The 19,168-nt window shown below is 65.0% G+C and carries 21 protein-coding genes; 15 read left to right on the top strand and 6 right to left on the bottom strand.

Going from position 1 to position 19,168, the window contains the following annotated elements; all coding sequences use genetic code 11:
• The first annotated feature begins 4 nt into the window (after positions 1–4).
• From fliM to fliR, 6 genes are all read left to right on the top strand, one after another.
• Positions 5–1,009 carry a flagellar motor switch protein FliM gene (fliM, locus tag FHT26_RS05115; RefSeq protein ID WP_047500482.1) on the top strand — a complete coding sequence of 335 codons (1,005 nt, stop codon included), beginning with the start codon at positions 5–7 and terminating at the stop codon, positions 1,007–1,009.
• A gap of 28 nt (positions 1,010–1,037) precedes the next feature.
• On the top strand, positions 1,038–1,436 hold the full coding sequence (fliN, locus tag FHT26_RS05110; protein WP_369820469.1) for a flagellar motor switch protein FliN: 399 nt from the start codon (positions 1,038–1,040) through the stop codon (positions 1,434–1,436).
• Positions 1,437–1,439: 3 nt separating this feature from the next.
• Positions 1,440–1,793, top strand: coding sequence for a FliO/MopB family protein (locus FHT26_RS05105; protein WP_168559073.1), 354 nt, complete (start codon positions 1,440–1,442; stop codon positions 1,791–1,793).
• A 22-nt stretch (positions 1,794–1,815) separates the two neighbouring features.
• Positions 1,816–2,574 carry a flagellar type III secretion system pore protein FliP gene (fliP, locus tag FHT26_RS05100; RefSeq protein WP_490362772.1) on the top strand — a complete coding sequence of 253 codons (759 nt, stop codon included), beginning with the start codon at positions 1,816–1,818 and terminating at the stop codon, positions 2,572–2,574.
• A gap of 13 nt (positions 2,575–2,587) precedes the next feature.
• On the top strand, positions 2,588–2,857 hold the full coding sequence (gene fliQ, locus FHT26_RS05095; RefSeq protein WP_056802470.1) for a flagellar biosynthesis protein FliQ: 270 nt from the start codon (positions 2,588–2,590) through the stop codon (positions 2,855–2,857).
• Between the two features lie 73 nt (positions 2,858–2,930).
• On the top strand, positions 2,931–3,692 hold the full coding sequence (fliR, locus tag FHT26_RS05090; RefSeq protein WP_168559072.1) for a flagellar biosynthetic protein FliR: 762 nt from the start codon (positions 2,931–2,933) through the stop codon (positions 3,690–3,692).
• A gap of 176 nt (positions 3,693–3,868) precedes the next feature.
• Here the strand turns inward: fliR and FHT26_RS05085 are convergent, their stop codons facing one another.
• Positions 3,869–5,122, bottom strand: a complete 1,254-nt coding sequence (locus tag FHT26_RS05085; RefSeq protein ID WP_168559071.1) for a hypothetical protein — start codon at positions 5,120–5,122, stop codon at positions 3,869–3,871.
• Between the two features lie 257 nt (positions 5,123–5,379).
• On the opposite strand from FHT26_RS05085, the gene flhB reads away from it, so the two are divergent.
• The gene (gene flhB / locus FHT26_RS05080; protein WP_168559070.1) at positions 5,380–6,549 is read left to right on the top strand and encodes a flagellar biosynthesis protein FlhB; all 1,170 of its coding nucleotides are present in this window, start codon (positions 5,380–5,382) and stop codon (positions 6,547–6,549) included.
• Positions 6,546–8,627: a flagellar biosynthesis protein FlhA gene (gene flhA / locus FHT26_RS05075; RefSeq protein ID WP_168559069.1), complete on the top strand. Its 2,082-nt coding sequence runs from the start codon at positions 6,546–6,548 to the stop codon at positions 8,625–8,627. Before flhB ends, flhA begins: the two co-directional genes overlap by 4 nt.
• 37 nt (positions 8,628–8,664) lie before the next feature.
• Here flhA and FHT26_RS05070 read toward each other — a convergent pair whose 3' ends face one another.
• Positions 8,665–9,561, bottom strand: a complete 897-nt coding sequence (locus FHT26_RS05070; protein ID WP_168559068.1) for a hypothetical protein — start codon at positions 9,559–9,561, stop codon at positions 8,665–8,667.
• 458 nt (positions 9,562–10,019) lie between these two features.
• On the opposite strand from FHT26_RS05070, the gene flhF reads away from it, so the two are divergent.
• From flhF to FHT26_RS05050, 4 genes are all read left to right on the top strand, one after another.
• Positions 10,020–11,708 carry a flagellar biosynthesis GTPase FlhF gene (flhF, locus tag FHT26_RS05065; protein ID WP_168559067.1) on the top strand — a complete coding sequence of 563 codons (1,689 nt, stop codon included), beginning with the start codon at positions 10,020–10,022 and terminating at the stop codon, positions 11,706–11,708.
• A gap of 65 nt (positions 11,709–11,773) precedes the next feature.
• A complete protein-coding gene (locus FHT26_RS05060; RefSeq protein ID WP_168559066.1) occupies positions 11,774–12,556 on the top strand; it encodes a flagellar biosynthesis protein in 783 nt (260 codons plus the stop codon).
• Positions 12,557–12,576: 20 nt separating this feature from the next.
• Positions 12,577–13,290, top strand: a complete 714-nt coding sequence (locus tag FHT26_RS05055) for an RNA polymerase sigma factor FliA (protein ID WP_168559065.1) — start codon at positions 12,577–12,579, stop codon at positions 13,288–13,290.
• Positions 13,291–13,309: 19 nt separating this feature from the next.
• Positions 13,310–14,668 (top strand): methyl-accepting chemotaxis protein, encoded by a 1,359-nt coding sequence (locus FHT26_RS05050; protein WP_168559064.1) that lies wholly within the window; start codon positions 13,310–13,312, stop codon positions 14,666–14,668.
• Here the strand turns inward: FHT26_RS05050 and FHT26_RS05045 are convergent.
• Positions 14,658–15,452 (bottom strand): hypothetical protein, encoded by a 795-nt coding sequence (locus FHT26_RS05045; RefSeq protein WP_168559063.1) that lies wholly within the window; start codon positions 15,450–15,452, stop codon positions 14,658–14,660. The two genes, FHT26_RS05050 and FHT26_RS05045, sit on opposite strands and share 11 nt — an antisense overlap.
• A 276-nt stretch (positions 15,453–15,728) precedes the next feature.
• Between FHT26_RS05045 and FHT26_RS05040 the strand changes: the two genes are divergently transcribed.
• Positions 15,729–16,478: a class I SAM-dependent methyltransferase gene (locus tag FHT26_RS05040; RefSeq protein ID WP_168559062.1), complete on the top strand. Its 750-nt coding sequence runs from the start codon at positions 15,729–15,731 to the stop codon at positions 16,476–16,478.
• Between the two features lie 33 nt (positions 16,479–16,511).
• Here FHT26_RS05040 and FHT26_RS05035 read toward each other — a convergent pair whose 3' ends face one another.
• The 3 genes from FHT26_RS05035 to flgA form a co-directional block, all read right to left on the bottom strand.
• A complete protein-coding gene (locus tag FHT26_RS05035) occupies positions 16,512–16,904 on the bottom strand; it encodes a hypothetical protein (RefSeq protein ID WP_168559061.1) in 393 nt (130 codons plus the stop codon).
• Between the two features lie 66 nt (positions 16,905–16,970).
• Positions 16,971–17,294 carry a flagellar biosynthesis anti-sigma factor FlgM gene (flgM, locus tag FHT26_RS05030; protein WP_210427250.1) on the bottom strand — a complete coding sequence of 108 codons (324 nt, stop codon included), beginning with the start codon at positions 17,292–17,294 and terminating at the stop codon, positions 16,971–16,973.
• A gap of 115 nt (positions 17,295–17,409) precedes the next feature.
• Positions 17,410–18,147 carry a flagellar basal body P-ring formation chaperone FlgA gene (gene flgA / locus FHT26_RS05025; RefSeq protein ID WP_349238089.1) on the bottom strand — a complete coding sequence of 246 codons (738 nt, stop codon included), beginning with the start codon at positions 18,145–18,147 and terminating at the stop codon, positions 17,410–17,412.
• Positions 18,148–18,308: 161 nt separating this feature from the next.
• Here flgA and flgB point away from each other — a divergent pair, with 161 nt between their 5' ends.
• Together flgB and flgC are read left to right on the top strand one after the other, a co-directional pair.
• Complete coding sequence (gene flgB, locus FHT26_RS05020; protein ID WP_168559060.1) at positions 18,309–18,722, top strand: flagellar basal body rod protein FlgB; 414 nt, start codon at positions 18,309–18,311, stop codon at positions 18,720–18,722.
• Positions 18,722–19,144 (top strand): flagellar basal body rod protein FlgC, encoded by a 423-nt coding sequence (gene flgC, locus FHT26_RS05015; RefSeq protein WP_168559059.1) that lies wholly within the window; start codon positions 18,722–18,724, stop codon positions 19,142–19,144. The genes flgB and flgC overlap by 1 nt, the downstream gene beginning before the upstream one ends.
• Positions 19,145–19,168 lie beyond the last annotated feature (24 nt).

Below are 19,168 nucleotides of genomic sequence, written 5' to 3'. Positions count from 1 at the left end.
CGCCATGAACCAGCAGATCCTTTCGCAAGACGAAGTCGATGCGCTGTTGCAAGGCATCACCGGGGAGAGCCAGAAGCTGGAAGAGGAAGAGGTCCAGCACGGCAGCATCCGCAATTACGACATTGCCAGCCAGGAGCGGATCGTTCGGGGGCGCATGCCCACGATGGAGATCATCAACGAGCGCTTCGCCCGCAACATCCGCATCGGGCTGTTCAACTTCATCCGCAAGAGCCCGGAGATCTCGATCGGCGGCATCAAGGTGCAGAAGTACAGCGCCTTCCTGCGCGAGATCGTCGTGCCGACCAACTTCAACATCGTCTCGGTGCGCCCGCTGCGCGGCAGCGGCCTGGTGGTGTGCGACCCGACGCTGGTGTTCGCCGTCATCGATTCGCTGTTCGGCGGGGCGGGCAAGTTCCACACCCGCATCGAAGGCCGCGATTTCTCGCCGACCGAGCAGCGCATCATCACGCGCCTGGTCGACGTGGTGACCGAGGAATACAAGAAGGCCTGGCACGGCATCTACCCGCTCGAGCTCGAATACCAGCGCTCGGAGATGCAGCCGCAGTTCGCCAACATCGCGACGCCGAGCGAGATCGTCGTGGCCACCAGCTTCACGCTGGAGATCGGCGACACCACCGGCACGATCCATTTCTGCATCCCGTACTCGACGCTGGAGCCGATCCGCGACGTGCTGTATTCGACCATCCAGGGCGACAGCAACGAGCCGGACAAGCGCTGGGTCAACCTGCTGAAGCAGCAGATCCAGTCGGCCGAGGTCGAGCTGGTGGCCGAGCTTGCGCAGGCGCCGGCCACCGTGGAGCAGCTGCTGTCGTTCAAGCCCGGCGATTTCATCGAGCTCGACCTGCAGGCCGGCATCCAGGCCAAGGTGTCGGGCGTGCCGGTGTTCGACTGCCACTACGGAACCTCCAACGGCAAGTACGCCTTGAAGATCGATCAACTGTTGACCGGCTCGTCGATGAGCTGGTTGGGGGAAAACAATGTCAGCTGACAACGCAGCGCCGTCCGAAGAGGACGCGATGGCCGCCGAGTGGGCCGCCGCACTCGCCGAAACCAAGCCCGAGACTGCCTCCGAGGTGCAGAACGCCGCCGAGCAGGTGTCGCCGGTGGCGTTCACGAACTTCGCGTCCGGCGCGGGACCGTCGGCGCCGAACGACATCAACATGATCCTGGACATCCCGGTGCAGCTCACCGTGGAACTGGGTCGCACCCGCATCCCGATCAAGCACATCCTGCAGCTGGCGCAGGGCTCGGTGGTCGAGCTCGACGCGCTGGCCGGCGAGCCGATGGACGTGCTGGTCAACGGCTACCTGATCGCGCAGGGCGAGGTCGTGGTGGTGAACGACAAGTTCGGCATCCGGCTGACCGACATCGTGACCCCCAGCGAGCGCATGCGCCGCCTGAGCAAGGGTGCCTGAGCGATGTCGCCTGCGATCACGTCGTTCATGTGGTTCGTCGCGATCATCGCGATGATCCCGGTGGCCCTGTGGCTGCTGAAGCGCACGCCGATGGGCGGTGCCGGGGGGCTGGGCGTGATGCGCAGCGTGGCCGCGCTGCCGCTGTCGTCGAGCCAGCGCCTGGTGGCCGTCGAAGTGGGCCAGGGCGACGAGCGCCGCTGGCTGGTGCTGGGCGTCACGCCGCAGAACATCACGGTGCTGCACAACATGGCGCCGCAGGCCGAAGCGGCGCCGCCGCAGATGCCGGCGGTCCATCCGGCCTTCGCGCAGATTCTTTCCCGCCTGCGCCGCGACCAAGGATCGACCGGTGAACGCTGAGCGCTTTTTTTCTTCGGCCCGCGTGCGCCGCATCGGCACGATCGCTGCCTTGACGGTGTTGTCGGCCGTTCCTGCAGTGGCTTTAGCCCAGGCTGCACCGGCCGGCAACGGTGCGCTGCCGCTGCTGGTGGGGCAGGGCGCGGGCGGCACCAGCTACTCGGTGCCGATCCAGACGCTGCTGTTCTTCACCGCGCTGTCGTTCCTGCCGGCCGTGCTGCTGATGATGACCGGCTTCACCCGCATCGTGATCGTGCTGAGCCTGCTGCGCCAGGCGATGGGCACGCAATCGGCGCCGCCGAACCAGGTGGTGATCGGGCTGAGCCTGTTCCTGACCTTCTTCGTGATGAGCCCGACGCTCGACAAGGTCTACACCGACGCCTACCAGCCGTATTCCGAAAACAAGATCGCCTTCGACGAGGCGCTGAAGCGTGGCGAGGTGCCGATGCGCGCCTTCATGCTGAAGCAGACGCGCCAGGCCGACCTGATGCTGTTCTCGAAGCTGGCCAAGGTCGACCCGGCGGTGAAGGCGGCCGACGTGCCCTTCAAGGTGCTGGTGCCGGCCTTCGTGACCAGCGAGCTGAAGAGCGCGTTCCAGATCGGCTTCCTGATCTTCATCCCGTTCCTGGTGATCGACATGATCGTCGCCAGCGTGCTGATGAGCCTGGGGATGATGATGCTGAGCCCGGTGCTGGTGGCACTGCCGTTCAAGCTGATGCTGTTCGTGCTGGCCGATGGCTGGAACCTGTTGCTGGGGTCGCTGGCCGCCAGCTTCGCCACCTGACGAGACGACGACGATGGATTCGCAACAAGTCTTCACGCTGGGCCAGCAAGGGCTCTACCTGCTGCTGATGGTCTCGGCCCCGGTGCTGCTGGTGGTGCTGGGCGTCGGCCTGCTGGTCAGCATCTTCCAGGCAGCCACGCAGATCCACGAGCAGACGCTGTCGTTCGTGCCGAAGATCGTCGCGGCGGTCGCGGTGCTGATGGTCGCCGGGCCGTGGATGCTGAACACGCTGGTCGAGTACGTGCAGCGCACGCTGACCTCGATCCCGACGGTGGTCGGTTGAAAAAACCCGTTCGCCCTGAGCAGGGACCGAGCCTGTCGAGGGCCCGCGTCGAAGGGTTGGTGCCGAAGAAATCATGCTGACCTTCACCGACGCCCAACTCGCCGCCTGGCTGACGCCGCTGCTGTGGCCGTTCATCCGCGTGCTGGCCTTGTTCAGCAGCGCGCCGCTGCTGTCGCAGAAGAACGTGCCGGTGCGGGTGCGGGTCGGCCTGGCCTTCCTGATCACGATCAGCGCGCAGGCCTCGCTGCCGGCGATGCCGGTGATTCCGCTCGACTCGCCGCTGCTCTACGCGGCGGTGCTGCAGCAGGTGCTGATCGGCATCACGCTCGGGTTTTCGGCGCGCATCGTGTTCGCCGCGATCGAGTTCGCCGGCGAGCTGGTCGGGCTGCAGATGGGGCTGAACTTCGCCGGCTTCTTCGACCCGATGAGCGGCGCCGAAGGCAACGCGGTGGGCCGCTTCTTCGGCATCATCGTCGGCTGGCTGTTCATCATCATCAACGGCCACCTGCTGATGATCGCCGCGATGGTGCAGAGCTTCCAGGCCTTCCCGGTCACGGCCGAGCCGTTCAGCTTCCTGCACGTGCTGCAGCCGCAGCTGTGGGGCACCGAGGTGTTCAAGCTCGGGCTGTGGATCGCGCTGCCGATGATCACGATGCTGCTGTTCGTGAACCTGGTGATGGGCGTGATCTCGCGCATCGCCCAGCAGATGAACATCTTCGCGGTCGGTTTCCCGATCACGCTCGGCGTCGGCCTGGTGGGCGTGCTGCTGACGCTGCCGATGATGCAGGCGCCGTTCACGATGGCGCTGGAGCAGATGCTGAGTCGGTTTCAGTAACCGCGTTGGGTTTCGTGCCCGGCTCTTCTGTGAAGAAGGGCGGTCAAGCAAAAAAGCTGTACCGGTGCGGACCGGCCACCGAACCGCGGGCGGCGAACCATGGTGATTCGCCGCCGCCGTTCTCCCGTCAAGCTTGTGGCGCCAATTTCAGATGGACGCCAATTTTCGAGGAGTGACTAAATTGTGCCGTCTTTTTTATTATTTTTGTCCCGTGGAGACAGATTCATAATGCGGCTGAGAAGCCTACCCTTCTTTGGCCTGTTCTGCTCGTTGGTTTTCTCCATTGGGCTGCCATCCTCACTAAACAAATTGGCATTGGGAGGTAGGACGGAGAGAAGAGCCTTCAAACTGTGAGTGTATCCATCGGCATCCCCCTCTTTCAATGATCTCTTCAAGTCCTTGAATTTCGTATTGAGAGATTTCTTGTTGTCCTTGGTGTGTGCTCCATTTTTGATGTAATTGCGGATCCCTTCTGTAAAGGCAACAGTCCTTGTTGATTTTGAAATATTTGCGTTGAATGCCATCCTTCCGCTCGGTTGCTCCATGAATCCGACTTGAGCGATAATTTTCTCCCTGATGCTGCGAGTTGTTGAATTTGCGGGTGCCACATATCTTTGGTCCGGATGATTGGATTTGACATCGGCGATCGCATTGGGGCCAGCGAAATCGCGGATGATGTTGATTGCGTCATTCGGGAGGTGGTGTTTGTCGCGGAAGATCGATTCTTCCAACCACCACAAGACCATCGCTTTGTGATGAGCCGGATATTCCTCTGCACGCAACGGATCAACAAACCCGGCGACATGCGACATCAGTTCATCGGCCTTGGCTGGTGAAAGATCTTGCACACAAATTGCCATGTTTTCTTGAAATTTGAGTTCTAGGTCTTGGCCTAGTGGCAGATAGAAGCCAGGTTCGCGCTGTTTGTGGCCCGCGCAATGGGGAAGACGTTCCCATTTGAAAACGGTTTTTCCATTGGGGACGGCGCTCGAAGGGCCGGAAAATATCTGACTCAATCTCGCAATGATAAATACAAATGCGTTTGGATCAACCTCCCGCAGTGCGTTGCTGGCGCCGTCAATCAGCCTGCTGACTGTTTGCTTCATTGCCGGTGGGGCCGAAATCTTTAAAATATTCCATTGCGATTGGATATCGCTCAAATATTTTGCCACTGTCGGCGGAAATGGAAATGTTTTGTTGACACAGATCGTTACTTCGCCACAGGTGCGGTATAGCAGGGGTTGAAATTCTCTAATGGCTTGGTGATGCTCATCCGGCATCTTCTCCTCTTCTAGGCTTAGCAGCTGGTCAAGTGTTTTGATTGCTGATTCTCTGGCGCATTCTTTCCGCCTTATTTTCTCTATATTTCCTGCTGTTGCCGTTTGTCGGGAAAATTTTGGTCGAGGGTTGTTTTTGACGTTTCCTGTCATGAGTTCTCTCTTCAAGATGTTGAACTGTGGGCCGATCTGAGTGACGCCGTCATCCCATTGGTTCAACAAAGGAGAAATCCATCTGCCTCCGTGTCTTCTGTTCGTCCTGTCGATGATGCGATCGCCTTCACAAGGGCGCTTGAGCAGATGCCGAGCAGATTTCGGTGAGAAGAACTGGCCCCCTTTCCCCCCTCTGATCCGCCTCAAGTTCCGCCCCCACCCCGGAACAATCGCGGGAGCGCATCACCGCCCCCGCCATGTCCGACCAAGACCGCAACCTACCCGCCACGCAGCGACGACTCGACAAGGCCCGGTCCGAGGGCCAGGTCGCGCGCTCGCGCGATCTGTCGCACTTCGCGGCGGTCGCGGTCGGCGGCGCCGCGCTGGTGGCGGTGGCGCCGATGCTGTCGCGCTGGCTGCAGCAACTGCTCGCGTCCGGGCTGCAGTTCAACGCGGTGATGGCCAAGAACCCCGAGGCGATGGGCGAGCGCCTGGCCGAGTTGACGCACAAACTGCTGTGGGTCGTGCTGCCGCTGGGCCTGCTGATGATGGTGGTCGGCATCGCGGTGGCCGTCGCGGCTGGCGGCTGGGTCTGGACGCTGAAGCCGCTGTCGCCCAAGTTCGACAAGTTCAACCCGATCACCGGCATGGGCAAGCTGTTCTCGAAGCAGCAGCTGATCGAGGCGATCAAGGGCGCCGTGCTGGCGCTGATCCTCGGCACCATCGGGGCGATGTACCTGCGCTCGCACGTCGAGATGTTCGCCGGCGCGCTGTCGATGCCGCTGCCGCAGGCGCTGTCGCACGTGGGCAGCACCATCGTCGGCGGCATGCTGCTGGTGCTGCTGGCGCTGGCCGTCTTTGCCGCCGTCGATGTGCCGCTGCAACGCCAGCTGCACGCGATGCGCCTGAAGATGAGCCACCAGGAAGTCAAGCAGGAGCACAAGGAAGTCGAAGGCAACATGGAGATCAAGGCCAAGATCCGCGCCCGCATGCGCGAGATGGCCAACCGTCGCATGTTGGCCGCGGTGCCCACCGCCGACCTGGTCGTGATGAACCCGACCCACTACGCCGTCGCGCTGAAGTACGACGAAGGCAAGATGGGCGCGCCCCGCGTGGTCGCCAAGGGCGCCGACCTGATGGCGATGCGCATCCGCGACACCGCGAAGGAATCGAAGGTGCCGGTGCTGCAGGCGCCGGTGCTGGCCCGTGCGCTGTATGCGCACGCCGAGGTCGACCGCGAGATCCCGGCCGCGTTGTTCGCCGCCGTCGCCCAGGTGCTCGCCTACGTCTACCAGCTGCGTGCCGCGCTCAGCGGCCGCGTGGCGCTGCCGGGCGCGCTGCCCGAACTGAACGTGCCGGACGAACTCGATCCGCACAACCCGAAGAGCGGCAAGCACGGCCTGAAGGCCGCCGAGGACACTGAATGAACCCGCTGATCCGACAACTCCAGGGCTGGCTCGGCCCGCATGCCAAGGCGATCAAGGCGCTGATGGCACCGGTCTTCATCATCATGGTGCTGTCCATGATGGTGCTGCCGCTGCCGGCCTTCGCGCTCGACCTGCTGTTCACCTTCAACATCGCGATGGCGCTGATGGTGATGATGGTCGCGGCCTACATGGTGCGGCCGCTCGATTTCTCGGCCTTCCCGACGGTGATCCTGCTGACCACGCTGCTGCGCCTGTCGCTGAACATCGCCTCCACCCGCGTCGTGCTGCTGCAGGGCCACACCGGGCCGGGCGCGGCCGGCAAGGTGATCGAATCCTTCGGCCATTTCCTGATCGGCGGCAACTTCGCGGTCGGCCTGATCGTGTTCGCGATCCTGGTGGTGATCAACTTCGTCGTGGTGACCAAGGGTGCCGAGCGCATCGCCGAGGTCGGCGCGCGCTTCACGCTGGATGCGATGCCTGGCAAGCAGATGGCGATCGACGCCGACCTGAACGCCGGCCTGATCGACGAGAAGGAGGCCAAGCGCCGCCGCCTCGAAGTGGGCAACGAGGCGGAGTTCTTCGGCTCGATGGACGGTGCCAGCAAGTTCGTGCGCGGCGACGCGATGGCCGGCCTGCTGATCCTGTTCATCAACATCATCGGCGGCTTCATCATCGGCGTGGCCCAGCACGACCTGTCGGCCTCGCAGGCGGCCGACAGCTACATCCTGCTGGCCATCGGCGATGCGCTGGTGGCCCAGGTGCCGGCGCTGCTGATCTCGGTGGCGGCGGCGATGGTGGTGTCGCGCGTCGGCAAGGAAGAAGACGTCGGCACGCAGGTCGCGAGCCAGGTCTTCAACTCGCCGCGCGTGCTGGCCATCACCGCCGGCGTGATCGGCCTGCTGGGCATCATCCCCGGCATGCCGCACCTGGTGTTCCTGCTGATTTCCGGCGGCATGGGCTATGCCGCATGGTGGATGAACGAGCGCAACAAGCGCGTCAGGAACACGCCGCCGCCGGCCGCGCCGGTGGCCGAGCCGAACGCCGAAGCGAGTTGGGACGACCTGCAGCCGGTCGACACGCTGGGCCTGGAAGTGGGCTACCGGCTGATCACGCTGGTCGACAAGAACCGCGAAGGCGACCTGCTGCAGCGCATCAAGGGCGTGCGCCGCAAGTTCGCGCAGGACGTCGGCTTCCTGCCGCCGCCGGTGCACATCCGCGACAACCTGGAGCTCAAGCCCAGCATGTACCGGCTGACGCTGCGCGGCGCGGTGGTCGGCGAGGGCGAGGCCTTCCCGGGCATGCTGCTGGCGATCAACCCGGGCGGCGCGACCACCCAGCTGATCGGCACCCGCACCACCGACCCGGCCTTCGGCCTGCCGGCGGTGTGGATCGAGGAGCGCCAGCGCGAATCGGCGCAGATGAACGGCTTCACGGTGGTGGACTGCTCCACCGTCGTCGCGACCCACCTGTCGCACCTGATGCAGCTGCATGCGGCCAAGCTGCTCGGCCGCGTCGAGACGCAGCAACTGGTGGAGCATGTGACCAAGCTGGCGCCGAAGCTGATGGAAGACGTGATCCCGAAGATGGTGGGCATCGCGAGCCTGCAGAAGGTGCTGCAGCTGCTGCTGGAAGAGGGCGTGCACATCCGCGACATGCGCTCGATCGTCGAGAGCCTGGCCGAGCATGCGGCGGTGGCGAGCGAGCCGGGCGAACTGGCGCGGCGCATCCGCATCAGCCTGGCGCCGGCCATCGTGCAGCAGATCTACGGCCCGGTGAAGGAGCTCGAGGTGATCGCGCTGGAGCCGGAGCTGGAGCGCCTGGTGACGCAGGCGCTGAACTCGCCGCACGGCGCGGTGCTCGACCCGGGCGTCGCCGACACGCTGACGCGCAGCGCCGCGGCGTCGGCCAAGCGCCAGGAAGACCTGGGCCACCCGGCCTGTTTGCTGGTGCCGGACATGATCCGCGCGCCGATGGCCCGGCTGCTGAAGCGCGCTGCGCCAAGGTTGCGGGTGCTGGGGCACAGCGAGATCCCGGAGACGCATTCGATCCGGATCGGGTCAATCATCGGGGCGAACTGACGCCGGCATGGGCTGCCGGCGGCGGTCTTGCCGGCTGTCAGATCTTGCTGGAATCTTCCTCGCTTGAAGAAAGCTCCGTGACCGTTGAATCGGCAAGGAGTGCCTTCAGCTGGCCGGCGATGGTCTTTCGAGCAGATGTTGTCGGGGCGTCAAGGTACGCTCGAGTCAGCTCCGTGAATTGCTTCTTGTCGTCGTCTGAATCAATTGAATTCGCGGCAATTTTCATCTGCTCTTTGAATTGAGAGTCTTTTGGGTGGTATTTGTATTTGATGGCAGCAAGTTTGATCGGCTTCGCGAGAGGGTTGGTGAATGGGTGAAAGAATACTACATCGTTCATCCGTTCGTCAGGTTTCCCGCCCAGCTTGTATAAGTCCATCAAAACGGCTTTTATTTCGTGAACCGAGGGGTAGCCATCCAGGCTATTGATAATTACATTTGCCCTGTTTTTTGTTACTTTATCCTCGAGTTCTGAAGTGATCGCTCGCAGGTTTTTCTGAAGTTCGCGCAGGTTGCACTTTTCCCCGTACACCGTGTTGTTGAACGTCATCGAGAACTCGTAGGCTTGCTGACGGAGTTCATCAAGATGCCGGCGCTCTTTTTCCGGATCGATGGACAGGTCTGCGGAAGACAGTATGTCGCCCAGCAATTGGCTTGCGTGTGGTGAATCCTGTGAGGACTCCGTCTGAAGGGCTACCTCCTTGCGCTTTATTTTCTTTATTGTTTCGTCCAGCTTTGACATGATTTCTTCTGGGCTTTCGTCGCGCTGATAAAAATCTGTCAGGGAAATATTTCCTTGAGCAGGCGCGCGAAAAAATCTCTGGACTGAACGCCTGGCCAGGTTCGTCGCGCGGGAAGCCCTCTCTCTGAAGCTTCTTGTGGTGCCGGAAACGGCAGTTCCAAATCGCCTTGCGTTGCGTTCAATCTTGCGTTGCATGGATGAGAACATGTTTTTCCTTGAGGTGATCTGCCTTCCCCCTAGGGAAAGTCAGCTACAGATGTCGTGAACTTCGTAGGTGACGCTGCCAACGATGTCGTTCCCGGCAAGAGCCTTCTGTCTCGGGACTGGCTGTTTGGCAACGCCAGCAAGTTGCTGAGCGTGTCGGTTGATGGCGGGATGGTGCCTTGCTGACGCGCCAGCGCCGCGGAACAGGGAGGCTTTCCCCCCTCTCATCCTCCTCAAGTTCCCGCTCCTCCCCGGAACAATGACGGCATGCATCCCGAGCATCCGTCCATGCCCCTCGCCCAGCCGCCCGCCCCGCCGTCCCCTCGGTACGAAACATCCCAAATGAAGGGGTTTCTCGCGGCTCATCCCCGGACCACTCCGGTCGGCCCGCTCGCACACTGGATGCCATTGCTTGCCACTGGTTCCTGCTCGATCTCCTGGAGCTTCCGATGAACGTCAAACGCTTCACCGCCCGCACGTCGCGCGACGCCCTGACCCTGGTCCGCCAGGCGTTCGGCGAAGACGCCGTCGTGCTCTCGACCAAGCCCTGCGCCGAAGGCGTCGAGGTGCTGGCCATGGCGCCGGAAAGCGTTCAACAGATCGAGCGCCTGTCGGCCGCCGGTCCGATCCCGCCGTCGCCTCCGGTCGCGAAGCGCACCGCCGCACCCCGCGCCCCGGCCGCCCGCCCGGCACCGGCTCCGCAACCGGCACCGGCCCCGGCGATGGAAGTCACCGACGACGTCGCCCGCCTGTCGATGAGCACGCTGTCGTTCCAGGACTACGTGCGTGAACGCATGCTGAAGCGCCGCCAGGCCGCGTTGCAACAGCAGCATGGCCGCGACAACGAACCCAGCTTCATGCCCGACGACGACCTGCCGCTGCCGACCGCGCTCGAGCAGCGCCTGGCCGAACGGCAGGCGATGCACCCGGCGCCGGTGCAGCATGCGCCGATGCAGGCCGTCGGTGGCCGCAGCGCCGCGCTGCGCGAACCGCCGGTGCTGCGCGAGGAAATCCGCGTACAGCAACAGCAGGCCGCCGCGGCCGCCGCGCAAGCCCAGGCCCAGGCGCAAGCCCACGCCCAGGCGCTGGCCGATGCCCGTGCACAAGCCGCGCACACCCCCGCCCCGGTGCCCGCCGCGCCGGTCGTCTCGCTCGCCGATGCTCGCTCCAACGTCAACGCCTCGGCCCGCCGCGACCAGCAGGACATGATGAACGAGCTGCGCTCGATGAAGGGCCTGATCGAAGAGCGCTTCGGCGCGCTGGCCTTCATGGAAAAGCTGCAGCGCCAGCCCGCGCAGGCGATGCTGATCCAGAAGCTGCTCGACAGCGGCTTCTCGCCGGCGCTGATCCGCAAGCTGGCCGAGAGCCTGCCGAACGATGTCGGCGACGAGACCGCATGGGCCGCCAACATCCTCGAGCGCAACTTGATCACCGGCGAGAACGACGCTGCGCTCGAAGACCAGGGCGGCGTCTACGCGCTGATCGGCTCCACCGGCGTCGGCAAGACCACCAGCGCCGCGAAGATCGCCGCCGCCTTCGCGACCAAGCACGGTGCCGCCAACCTCGGCCTGATCACGCTCGACGCGTACCGCGTCGGCGCCCACGAACAGCTGCGCGCCTACGGCCGCATCCTCGGCGTGCCGGTGCACACCGCGCACGACCGCGCGTCGCTCGAAGACCTGCTGGAACTGCTGGCGGCCAAGAAGATGGTGCTGATCGACACCGCCGGCATGGCGCAGCGCGACAGCCGCACCCGCGAACTGCTCGACATGCTGGCCCACCGCTCGATCCAGAAGCTGCTGGTCGTCAACGCCGCCGCGCAGGGCGAGACCATCGAGGACGTGATGGTGTCGTACCGCGCCGCCGCCTGCAAAGGCATCGTGCTGTCGAAGCTGGACGAAGCCGTCAAGCTGGCCCCGGCGCTCGACGCGCTGATCCGCCACAAGCTGAAGGTCGTCGGCGTCGCCAACGGCCAGCGCGTCCCCGAAGACTGGCACCGCCTGTCGGCCCACGCGCTGGTGCATCGCGCGCTGCGTGCCAACACCGGCAGCGCCTACCGCATGGATGCCGACGACGTGAACCTGATCTTCACGGCGCGCCAGCCGGCGCTGCGCACGCGCGGATCTCTCCACGCCTGATGCGCCACGCCTGATATCGCCCGACGTCCACAAGAACAGCCCCCTAGCCTCGTCCTCAGCGCCCCATGCACGACGCCTACGACTCCTCGTTCCCGCAAGACCAGGCCCACGGCCTGCGCCAGCTGTTCGGCCAGACGCGCGTGCGTTTCGTGCCGGTGGTGGCGAACCCGAACATGGCGTTCGGCGGCGTGATGCTGGAGCGCCTGTGCACCGCCTTCGGCGAGCTCGGGGCGCACGTGCTGGTGATCGATGCGTCCGACCGCGCGCCGGCCCCGGCCGAGCTGACGGCCGTCGGCCTGACCGGCTGCGTCGAGTCGCTGTCGCACCAGGTCTCGTACCTGGCCGCGCGCGGTCTGCCGATCCGCTACGTGGATGCGCATGGCAGCACCGCCGCCTTCCTGCACGCCGCGGCCGACGCGGCGCCCTATGCCGACGTGGTGCTGGTGCATGCCACCGAGACCGACCTGTGCCGGTTGTTCATGCGCAGCGAGGCCCGCCCGCTGCTGCTGGCCGACGACCGCCCGGCCAGCGTGACCCATGCCTACGCCGCGATGAAGCTGCTGACGCAGCGCGCCGGCCTGATGGTGCACGACCTGCTGCTCGGCGCCGCCCCCCATTCGCCGCGCGCCGAACGCATCGCGCAGCAGATCGCTTCCTGTGCCGATGGCTTCCTGGGCGCCGTGCTGCGCGACTGGATGCACATCGATCCCGCATCCGACGTCAACGACCCGCCCACCCCGGCCCTGCGCCGCTGGGCCCGCGACGTGCTGCAGCCTGCCGCAGCCGAAACCGCCCATGCCACCGGCTACCCGGTGTACCGCGAGTTTCCGCAGCAGGCCCTGAACTGAATATCCCCGGAGCTGACCCCATGTACACCGCCAAAGGCCAACTCGACGTCAACTCGATGCTCAAGCAATACAGCTCGCTGGTGCGCCGCCTGGCCCACCAGATGATTGCGAAGCTGCCTGCCAACGTCGAGATCGACGACCTGATCCAGGTCGGCATGATCGGGTTGACCGACGCGCTGAGCCGCTTCGATGCGGCCCAGGGTGTGCAGTTCGAGACCTTCGCGACGCAGCGCATCCGCGGCGCGATGCTCGACGAGCTGCGCGGCAACGACTACCTGTCGCGCGGTACGCGCAAGCAGCAGCGCACCATCGAATCGGCGGTGCACAAGCTGGAGCAGAAGCTCGGCCGCGCGCCGGCCGAAAGCGAGATCGCCCGCGAGATGGGCATCACGCTGCCGGAATACCAGGAACTCCTTGGCAAGGTGCGCGGCACCCAGCTGGTCTACCTGGAAGACATGTCGGGCGACGATGGCGACAATGATTTCCTCGACCGGCACGTGGCCGACGAAGGGCTCAACCCGCTCGCGCAGCTGCAGGACCAGCGCATGCGCCAGGCCCTGGTCGACGGCATCAAGACGCTGCCGGAGCGCGAGCAGTACGTGATGAGCATGTACTACGAGCACGACATGAACCTGAAGGAAATCGCGGCGGTGCTGAAGGTGACCGAATCGCGCGTCTGCCAGCTGCACAGCCAGTCCATCGCCCGCCTGCGCGTCAAGCTGCGCGAGTGGTGATCACCGAGACCGAGACGCCATGTTTGCAATGTTCAGGAAGGGTCGCGAGCAGTCGCCCAACGCGCCGGTCGAGCCCGTCGTGACTGCAGCCGCCGGCGAGCCCGACCTGCGGGCCGCGGTGCAGTCGATCGGCAAGCAGGCGTCGAGCGTCGGCCGCGATGCCGCCGAGGTGCGCGGGCTGCTCGACGACGCCAGCAAGGTGTCGGCACGCCAGGCGCAGGCCGTGACCGCGCTGGCCGGCCAGCTCGGCGAGGTGACGCGGGCGCAGCAGGCGATCGGCGACGTGACGGCCGGCAGCCTCGAGGCGGTCGGTCGGGCGCGCGAGGCGGTCGAGGCGGTCGGCACCGAGGTGGCCGGCATCGTCGACACGCTGCGCGAGGTGGCCGCGGCCGCCAGCGAGATCACGCAGATCGCGCTGCAGACGCGGCTGGTGGCGTTCAACGCCTCGGTCGAGGCCAAGCGTGCCGGCGAGGCCGGGCGTGGGTTCGGCGTGGTGGCCGATGCGGTGAAGGACCTGGCCTCGAAGGTCGAGGGTTCGTCGAAGGCGATCATGAGCACCGTGGGCGTGCTCGACACGCGCATCGAGGCTTTGTCGCGTGAGATCCAGGCCAAGCCGGGCGAGGTCAAGCAAGGCGGTTTCCACAAGGCGCTGGCCGACGTGGAGGCCGGTGTCGCGAGCATCACCGCCGCGGCGACGCAAAGCCGCGAGATCTGCGGCGGCGTCAACGTGCAGATGGGCGCGATGCAGTCGGAGATCCAGCAGACCACGGCGGCGCTCGACAACGCGATGCGCCGCAGCGAGGCTTTCCTGAAGGTGTCGGAGCACCTGATCGAGCTGGTGGCCGAATGCGGCATCGAGACCGAAGACACGCCGTTCATCCAGGCCGCGATGGAAGCGGCCGCGCAGATCGGCAAGCTGCTCGAGGATTCGCTGCGCACCGGGACGATCTCGGCGGCTGACTTGTTCGACGAAGGCTATCGGCCGTTGCCGGGCACGAACCCGGCGCAGCACGCGACGAAGTTCATCGAGTTGGCGGACCGGCTGTTCCCGCAGGTGCAGGAGCGCGTGCTGACGCTGAGTTCGAAGGTGGTGTTCTGCATCGCGGTCGACCGCAACGGCTATGTGGCCACGCACAACAAGAAGTACTGCCACCCGCAGCGCGGCGACTTGGCCTGGGACACGGCCAACAGCCGCTACCGCCGGATCTTCAATGACCGCACCGGGCTGGCGTCGGCGCGCAACCAGCGCCCGTTCCTGCTGCAGACCTACCGCCGCGACATGGGCGGCGGCCAGTTCGTGCTGTTGAAGGAAGCCGCCGCACCGATCACGGTGCAGGGGCGGCATTGGGGCGGGATGCGGGTCGCGTTCAATTTCTGACCGGTAGCGCCTCTCCCGTCAGCTTTTCGTACAACTCAGGCAACAAATGGGCCCGCAGCGCATTTCGGGAGTCTTTCCCGAATTGCCTTGCCGCACGTGCCAGGAGCCCGGCGTGCCGATCGTTGTTGAATTCTCCGGATGCCACCGCCACGCTCCAGCTATCGCCGTCGATCGCCCACCGGATTTCGAGTCCCGCCTCTTTGAGGTCCGCAAGGGTCTTTTGATAGGATTTGCGGTGCCGATCGTCCGGGGTCGCCGATTCAGACGAGCGGGAGAATAGCCTCCGGGCGAGGAGCAGTTCCTCCGGCGCCGCCCGCTCGAATTTGAATTCGTCCGCCGGAGAGAGGTTTGGGGCATGGCTTGGCTCAGCCCGACCGACGGATTGAGAGTCCGCTTGCGGAACCAAGTTCTTTTCGGATATTCCTGTGCTGGCCGTGCTCGAAGAGTTTCCGTGGCTTTCGGTGTCAGTGTCGTTGCCGGACGTCTCCCGCTCGTGTTTGCCAGCTTCCATGGACTTTTTCAGGCGGTTGATTTCAATTTGATCCAGCGCGTCATTCACCGATTCTTTGCATGCGGTCAATATATCGTTGTTGAGCTTCTCGTCGTCGGTTTTGTGGTTCTTTGGATTTTTGGTTTCTGCAGGACTTGATGATTTTGCTTTCTTGCGACTTTCCTTTATTGCCTTTCCTCTCTCAGGCAATGAGCTTTCTTCACGAAGGGGGTTGTACTGCTCTGGTCGCAGAATTTCCCTTAGGTGTGAGATCGCCTGTTTAAAGAAATTCATTTTGAAAATCACCTTGAATAAAGTTTAAAGAAGGCCACGAGATAGAATTTCATCTTCTCTTTGTACGGATCTTTGGTTGAACGCTGAATCGCTGGCCATCGCCTTGGTAACCTGTCGGGGGATATCGATCCATGCGAGGTCCATCATTCAGGGGGCAGCGTCTCGTCTCATCTGCATGACAAGCATCTGTGGTGTTCATCACGCCGGGTCATTACCGCCACCGGGTTCTCGCCCGGCCATCTATTGTTTTGCTTGCACGAAGGAGATGTCCGCCGCATGACCTGGCCACTGCCCGCTCTGCTCGCCTGGGCTGCCGCTTGGGCTCTCTTCCTGGGTCTGCAGCGCGTGGCAGCGCCACTCGGCGTGGCGCTGTTGCTGGCAACTGCGCTCGGCGGCTTGCTCGCACTGCTGCCGATCGTGGCGGCCACGCGCTGGCGGCGCATCTTTGTCGCGTTGGGTTTTCCGCTGTCGTTGCTGGCTTCCGGACTCGCCGGGGCGCTGCCGACCTGGACGTGGCTGCTGCCGCTGGGCGCGCTGCTGGCCCTCTACCCCGTTCACGCGTGGCGCGATGCGCCCGTGTTCCCGACGCCGCGCGGTGCGCTGCGCGGGCTGTCGGCGTTAATGCCGCTGCCGGATGGCGCAAGGGTGCTCGATGCCGGTTGCGGGTTGGGCGACGGGTTGCGCGAATTGCACGCGGCCTATCCGCACGCGATGCTCGACGGGATCGAGTGGAGCTGGCCGGTGCGGCTGCTGTGCGGCCTGCGCTGTCGTCTGCAGCGGACTCCCGCGCGAGTGACGCGCGGCGACATCTGGAAGGCCGATTGGTCCGGCTACGAGCTCGTCTACCTGTTCCAGCGCCCGGAGAGCATGCCGCGCGCCGTTGCGAAGGCGAGGCAGGAACTGCACCCGGGGGCGTGGATGGCAAGTCTGGAGTTCGAGGCGCAGGAGCTGCGCCCGGTGGCCCGGCACACCTGCCCGGATGGGCGGCCGGTGTGGCTGTATCAGGTGCCGTTCAAGGGGCGCTGACCCGGATTGGCATCCGGGTTACATCCGCCCCAGTCAAGCCTGGATGACGCCGCGGCTGCCGCGGTCGGCGGGGCCGATCGCCGAATACACCGCCGCCGGCCGCTCGCGCGGCATCAGCACGTCGATCGCCCGATCGAGCGCGGCGGTGGCACGCGCCAGCGATTCGCGCTGTGCCGCCACCAAGCCGCCGGCCAGCGCCAGGCGCTCGCGCAACGGGGTGGGCACCGGGCCGCTGCGGGCAGCGCGGGTGAAATGGTCGACCGCGCGCGCCAGCGAGCGGTGCAGTTCGGTCGCATGCAGGTCGATCGCCGCGCTGTCGCGCGTGCGCAGCGCTTCGCCGAGCGAGGCCAGCTGCGTCTCGACCGCGCCGAGGGTGGCCTCGAGTTCGGGCGAGGTTTCGTACGCGGGAATCACCGGCTGCTGCATGACGAACGGGTGGCCAGGGGCCGTTGAAGAAGACAAGAACCGAAAACAGGAACGCGACGCTCGCGATCAGTGGCCCAGCACTTCGCGGGCGTTGGCGATCAGCTTGTCGGCGATGGCTTCCGGATTGACCTTGAAGCTGCCGTTCTCGATCGCGTCGGACATGCGCTTGACCTTGTCGGCGTCGAAGTCGGCGTTGGCCGAGCCGGTGCCGGTCAGCGATGACGCCGCGCTCGACAGCGAGACGGTGGTGCTGGCTTCGGGGGCCGCGGCGCCGACGGCCGGGGTGGCCTGTTCGGCGGACTTGGCGGTCGTCCCCTGCTTTTGCGTGGTGCTGCCGACCGCCTGCGTGGGGGCCGCTGCTTCTGCGTGATTGCCGATCTTGATGCTCATGAAGGACTCCTTGGGTCGGGACACTGGGCCCGGCCTTTCAACATGCACGGTGTATCGGCCCGCCCGATGGCGACTTGAGGGCTTTCGCCTGGATTGTTGTGCCTGCGACGGTTTTTCACAATGCGAGTTCCAATTGGTGTTCCGCGACCGCGACACCCGTCACGAGACGGCCGCTTTCGGTGCGCACGCGCGCCGGCTGGCCCTCGATGCCAGCGGTCACTGCCTCGCCGGAGCCTGCCACTGCGTAGCCGTCGCCGACCGCCCGGATGCGCACGGTGTCGCCCGCAGCGAACCACTGCCGCGCCTTCAACGTGGCCTGGCGCACGCCCTGGCCGGCCGACACCGAACGGGCCAGCACGCGCCCGGTCAACGCCGAAGCGTCCGTCAGCGCCGGGCTGGCCTCTTCGGCGAGGTCGACTTCAGCTTCGCGGACGTCGGCGGCGGCCAGCACCTGGCCGGCCGGCAGCGCCTGGGTCATGACGAGCGCCTTGCCCCAGACCTTGACGGTCACCGGCAGATACACATTCCACAGCGTCGCGCCTTGGGTGCAGCGCAGCCCGACCCGGGTCTTGCCCCACAGCCGGGTGTTCGGCGTCAGATAAGCCTGGACCTGCTGGCAGGGCGCGAGGCGCAAGCGGGCGTCCAGCGGCCCGGCGGTCACCTCGACGCGGCCTGGCAGGTCGCTGCCGAGGTGGCCCTGCACAAAGCTGAGGGCCTGCTGCTCGAGCGATGACGACGTGGAGGGCGCAGAGGGCGCAGAGGGCGCCACCGGCCCGGCCGCGAACGCGGCGCGCCCCATCGCCATCAAGGCGATGAAAGCGACGAAGGCAACAAGGGCAGGGGCTTTGTTCACGCCTCGACTGTAGGAGCGCGCTGCCGCCGGCAAGCGCCCGAAATGGCGGACAAACCGGCCGCTATTCCCGCTTATGTTTCAGGAGGCGCTGCCCACAATCCTTTCACATCGCCCATGGCCTCGGCACCCACCGACGCCGCGGACCGAAAGGACACGCCGCCATGCTGAACAAACTGACCAACTCGCTCGATTTCCAGGGCTCGGCGCTTGCGCTGCGCTCGGAGCGCCAGCGTCTGATCGCCAGCAACATCGCGAACGCCGACACGCCGGGCTACGTGGCCCGCGACATGGACTTCGCCCAGGCGCTGCGCGAGGCCACCGGCAGCCAGCAGAACGCGGCAGTGCCCGCCACCACGCAGGCCGGCCACATCGGCATCGACAGCGGCCTGACCGGCGCGCGTGCCGAATCGAACCTGCTGTACGCCACCGCCAGCCAGACCAACCTCGACCGCAACACCGTCGACATGGACCGCGAGCGCGCCAACTTCGCCGACAACTCGGTGCACTACGAAGCAACGCTGCGCTTCATCAACGCCAACGTGCGCACGATGCTCGAAGCGATCAAGGGGCAATGATGAGCATGTTCCAGATCTTCAACGTCTCCGGCAGCGCGGTCAGCGCGCAGTCGCAGCGCCTGAACGTGGTGGCGTCCAACCTCGCCAACGTCGACACCGTGGCCGGCCCGGACGGCCAGGCCTACAAGGCGCGCCAGGTCACGTTCCAGACCGAGATGATGGGCCAGCTCGGCCAGCCCGGCGCCGCCGCGGCGGCCGGCGTCAAGGTCAGCACGATCACCGAAGACCAGACCCCCGGCCGCAAGGTGCACGACCCGAAGCACCCGCAGGCCGATGCCGAGGGCTACGTCACCTACAGCAACGTCAATGCGGTCGAGGAGATGGTCAACATGATCTCGGCCTCGCGCTCGTACCAGAACAACGTCGAGGTGATGAACACCGCGAAGACGCTGTTGATGAAGACCTTGCAGATGGGCCAGTGAGCCCGACTGAAACCGAGAGCACAC

This window comes from Rhizobacter sp. SG703 (assembly GCF_012275445.1).
GTDB lineage: Bacteria > Pseudomonadota > Gammaproteobacteria > Burkholderiales > Burkholderiaceae_C > Rhizobacter.
The sequence above is the reverse complement of the archived record's forward strand: the minus strand, read 5'-3'. Positions and strand labels throughout refer to the sequence as shown.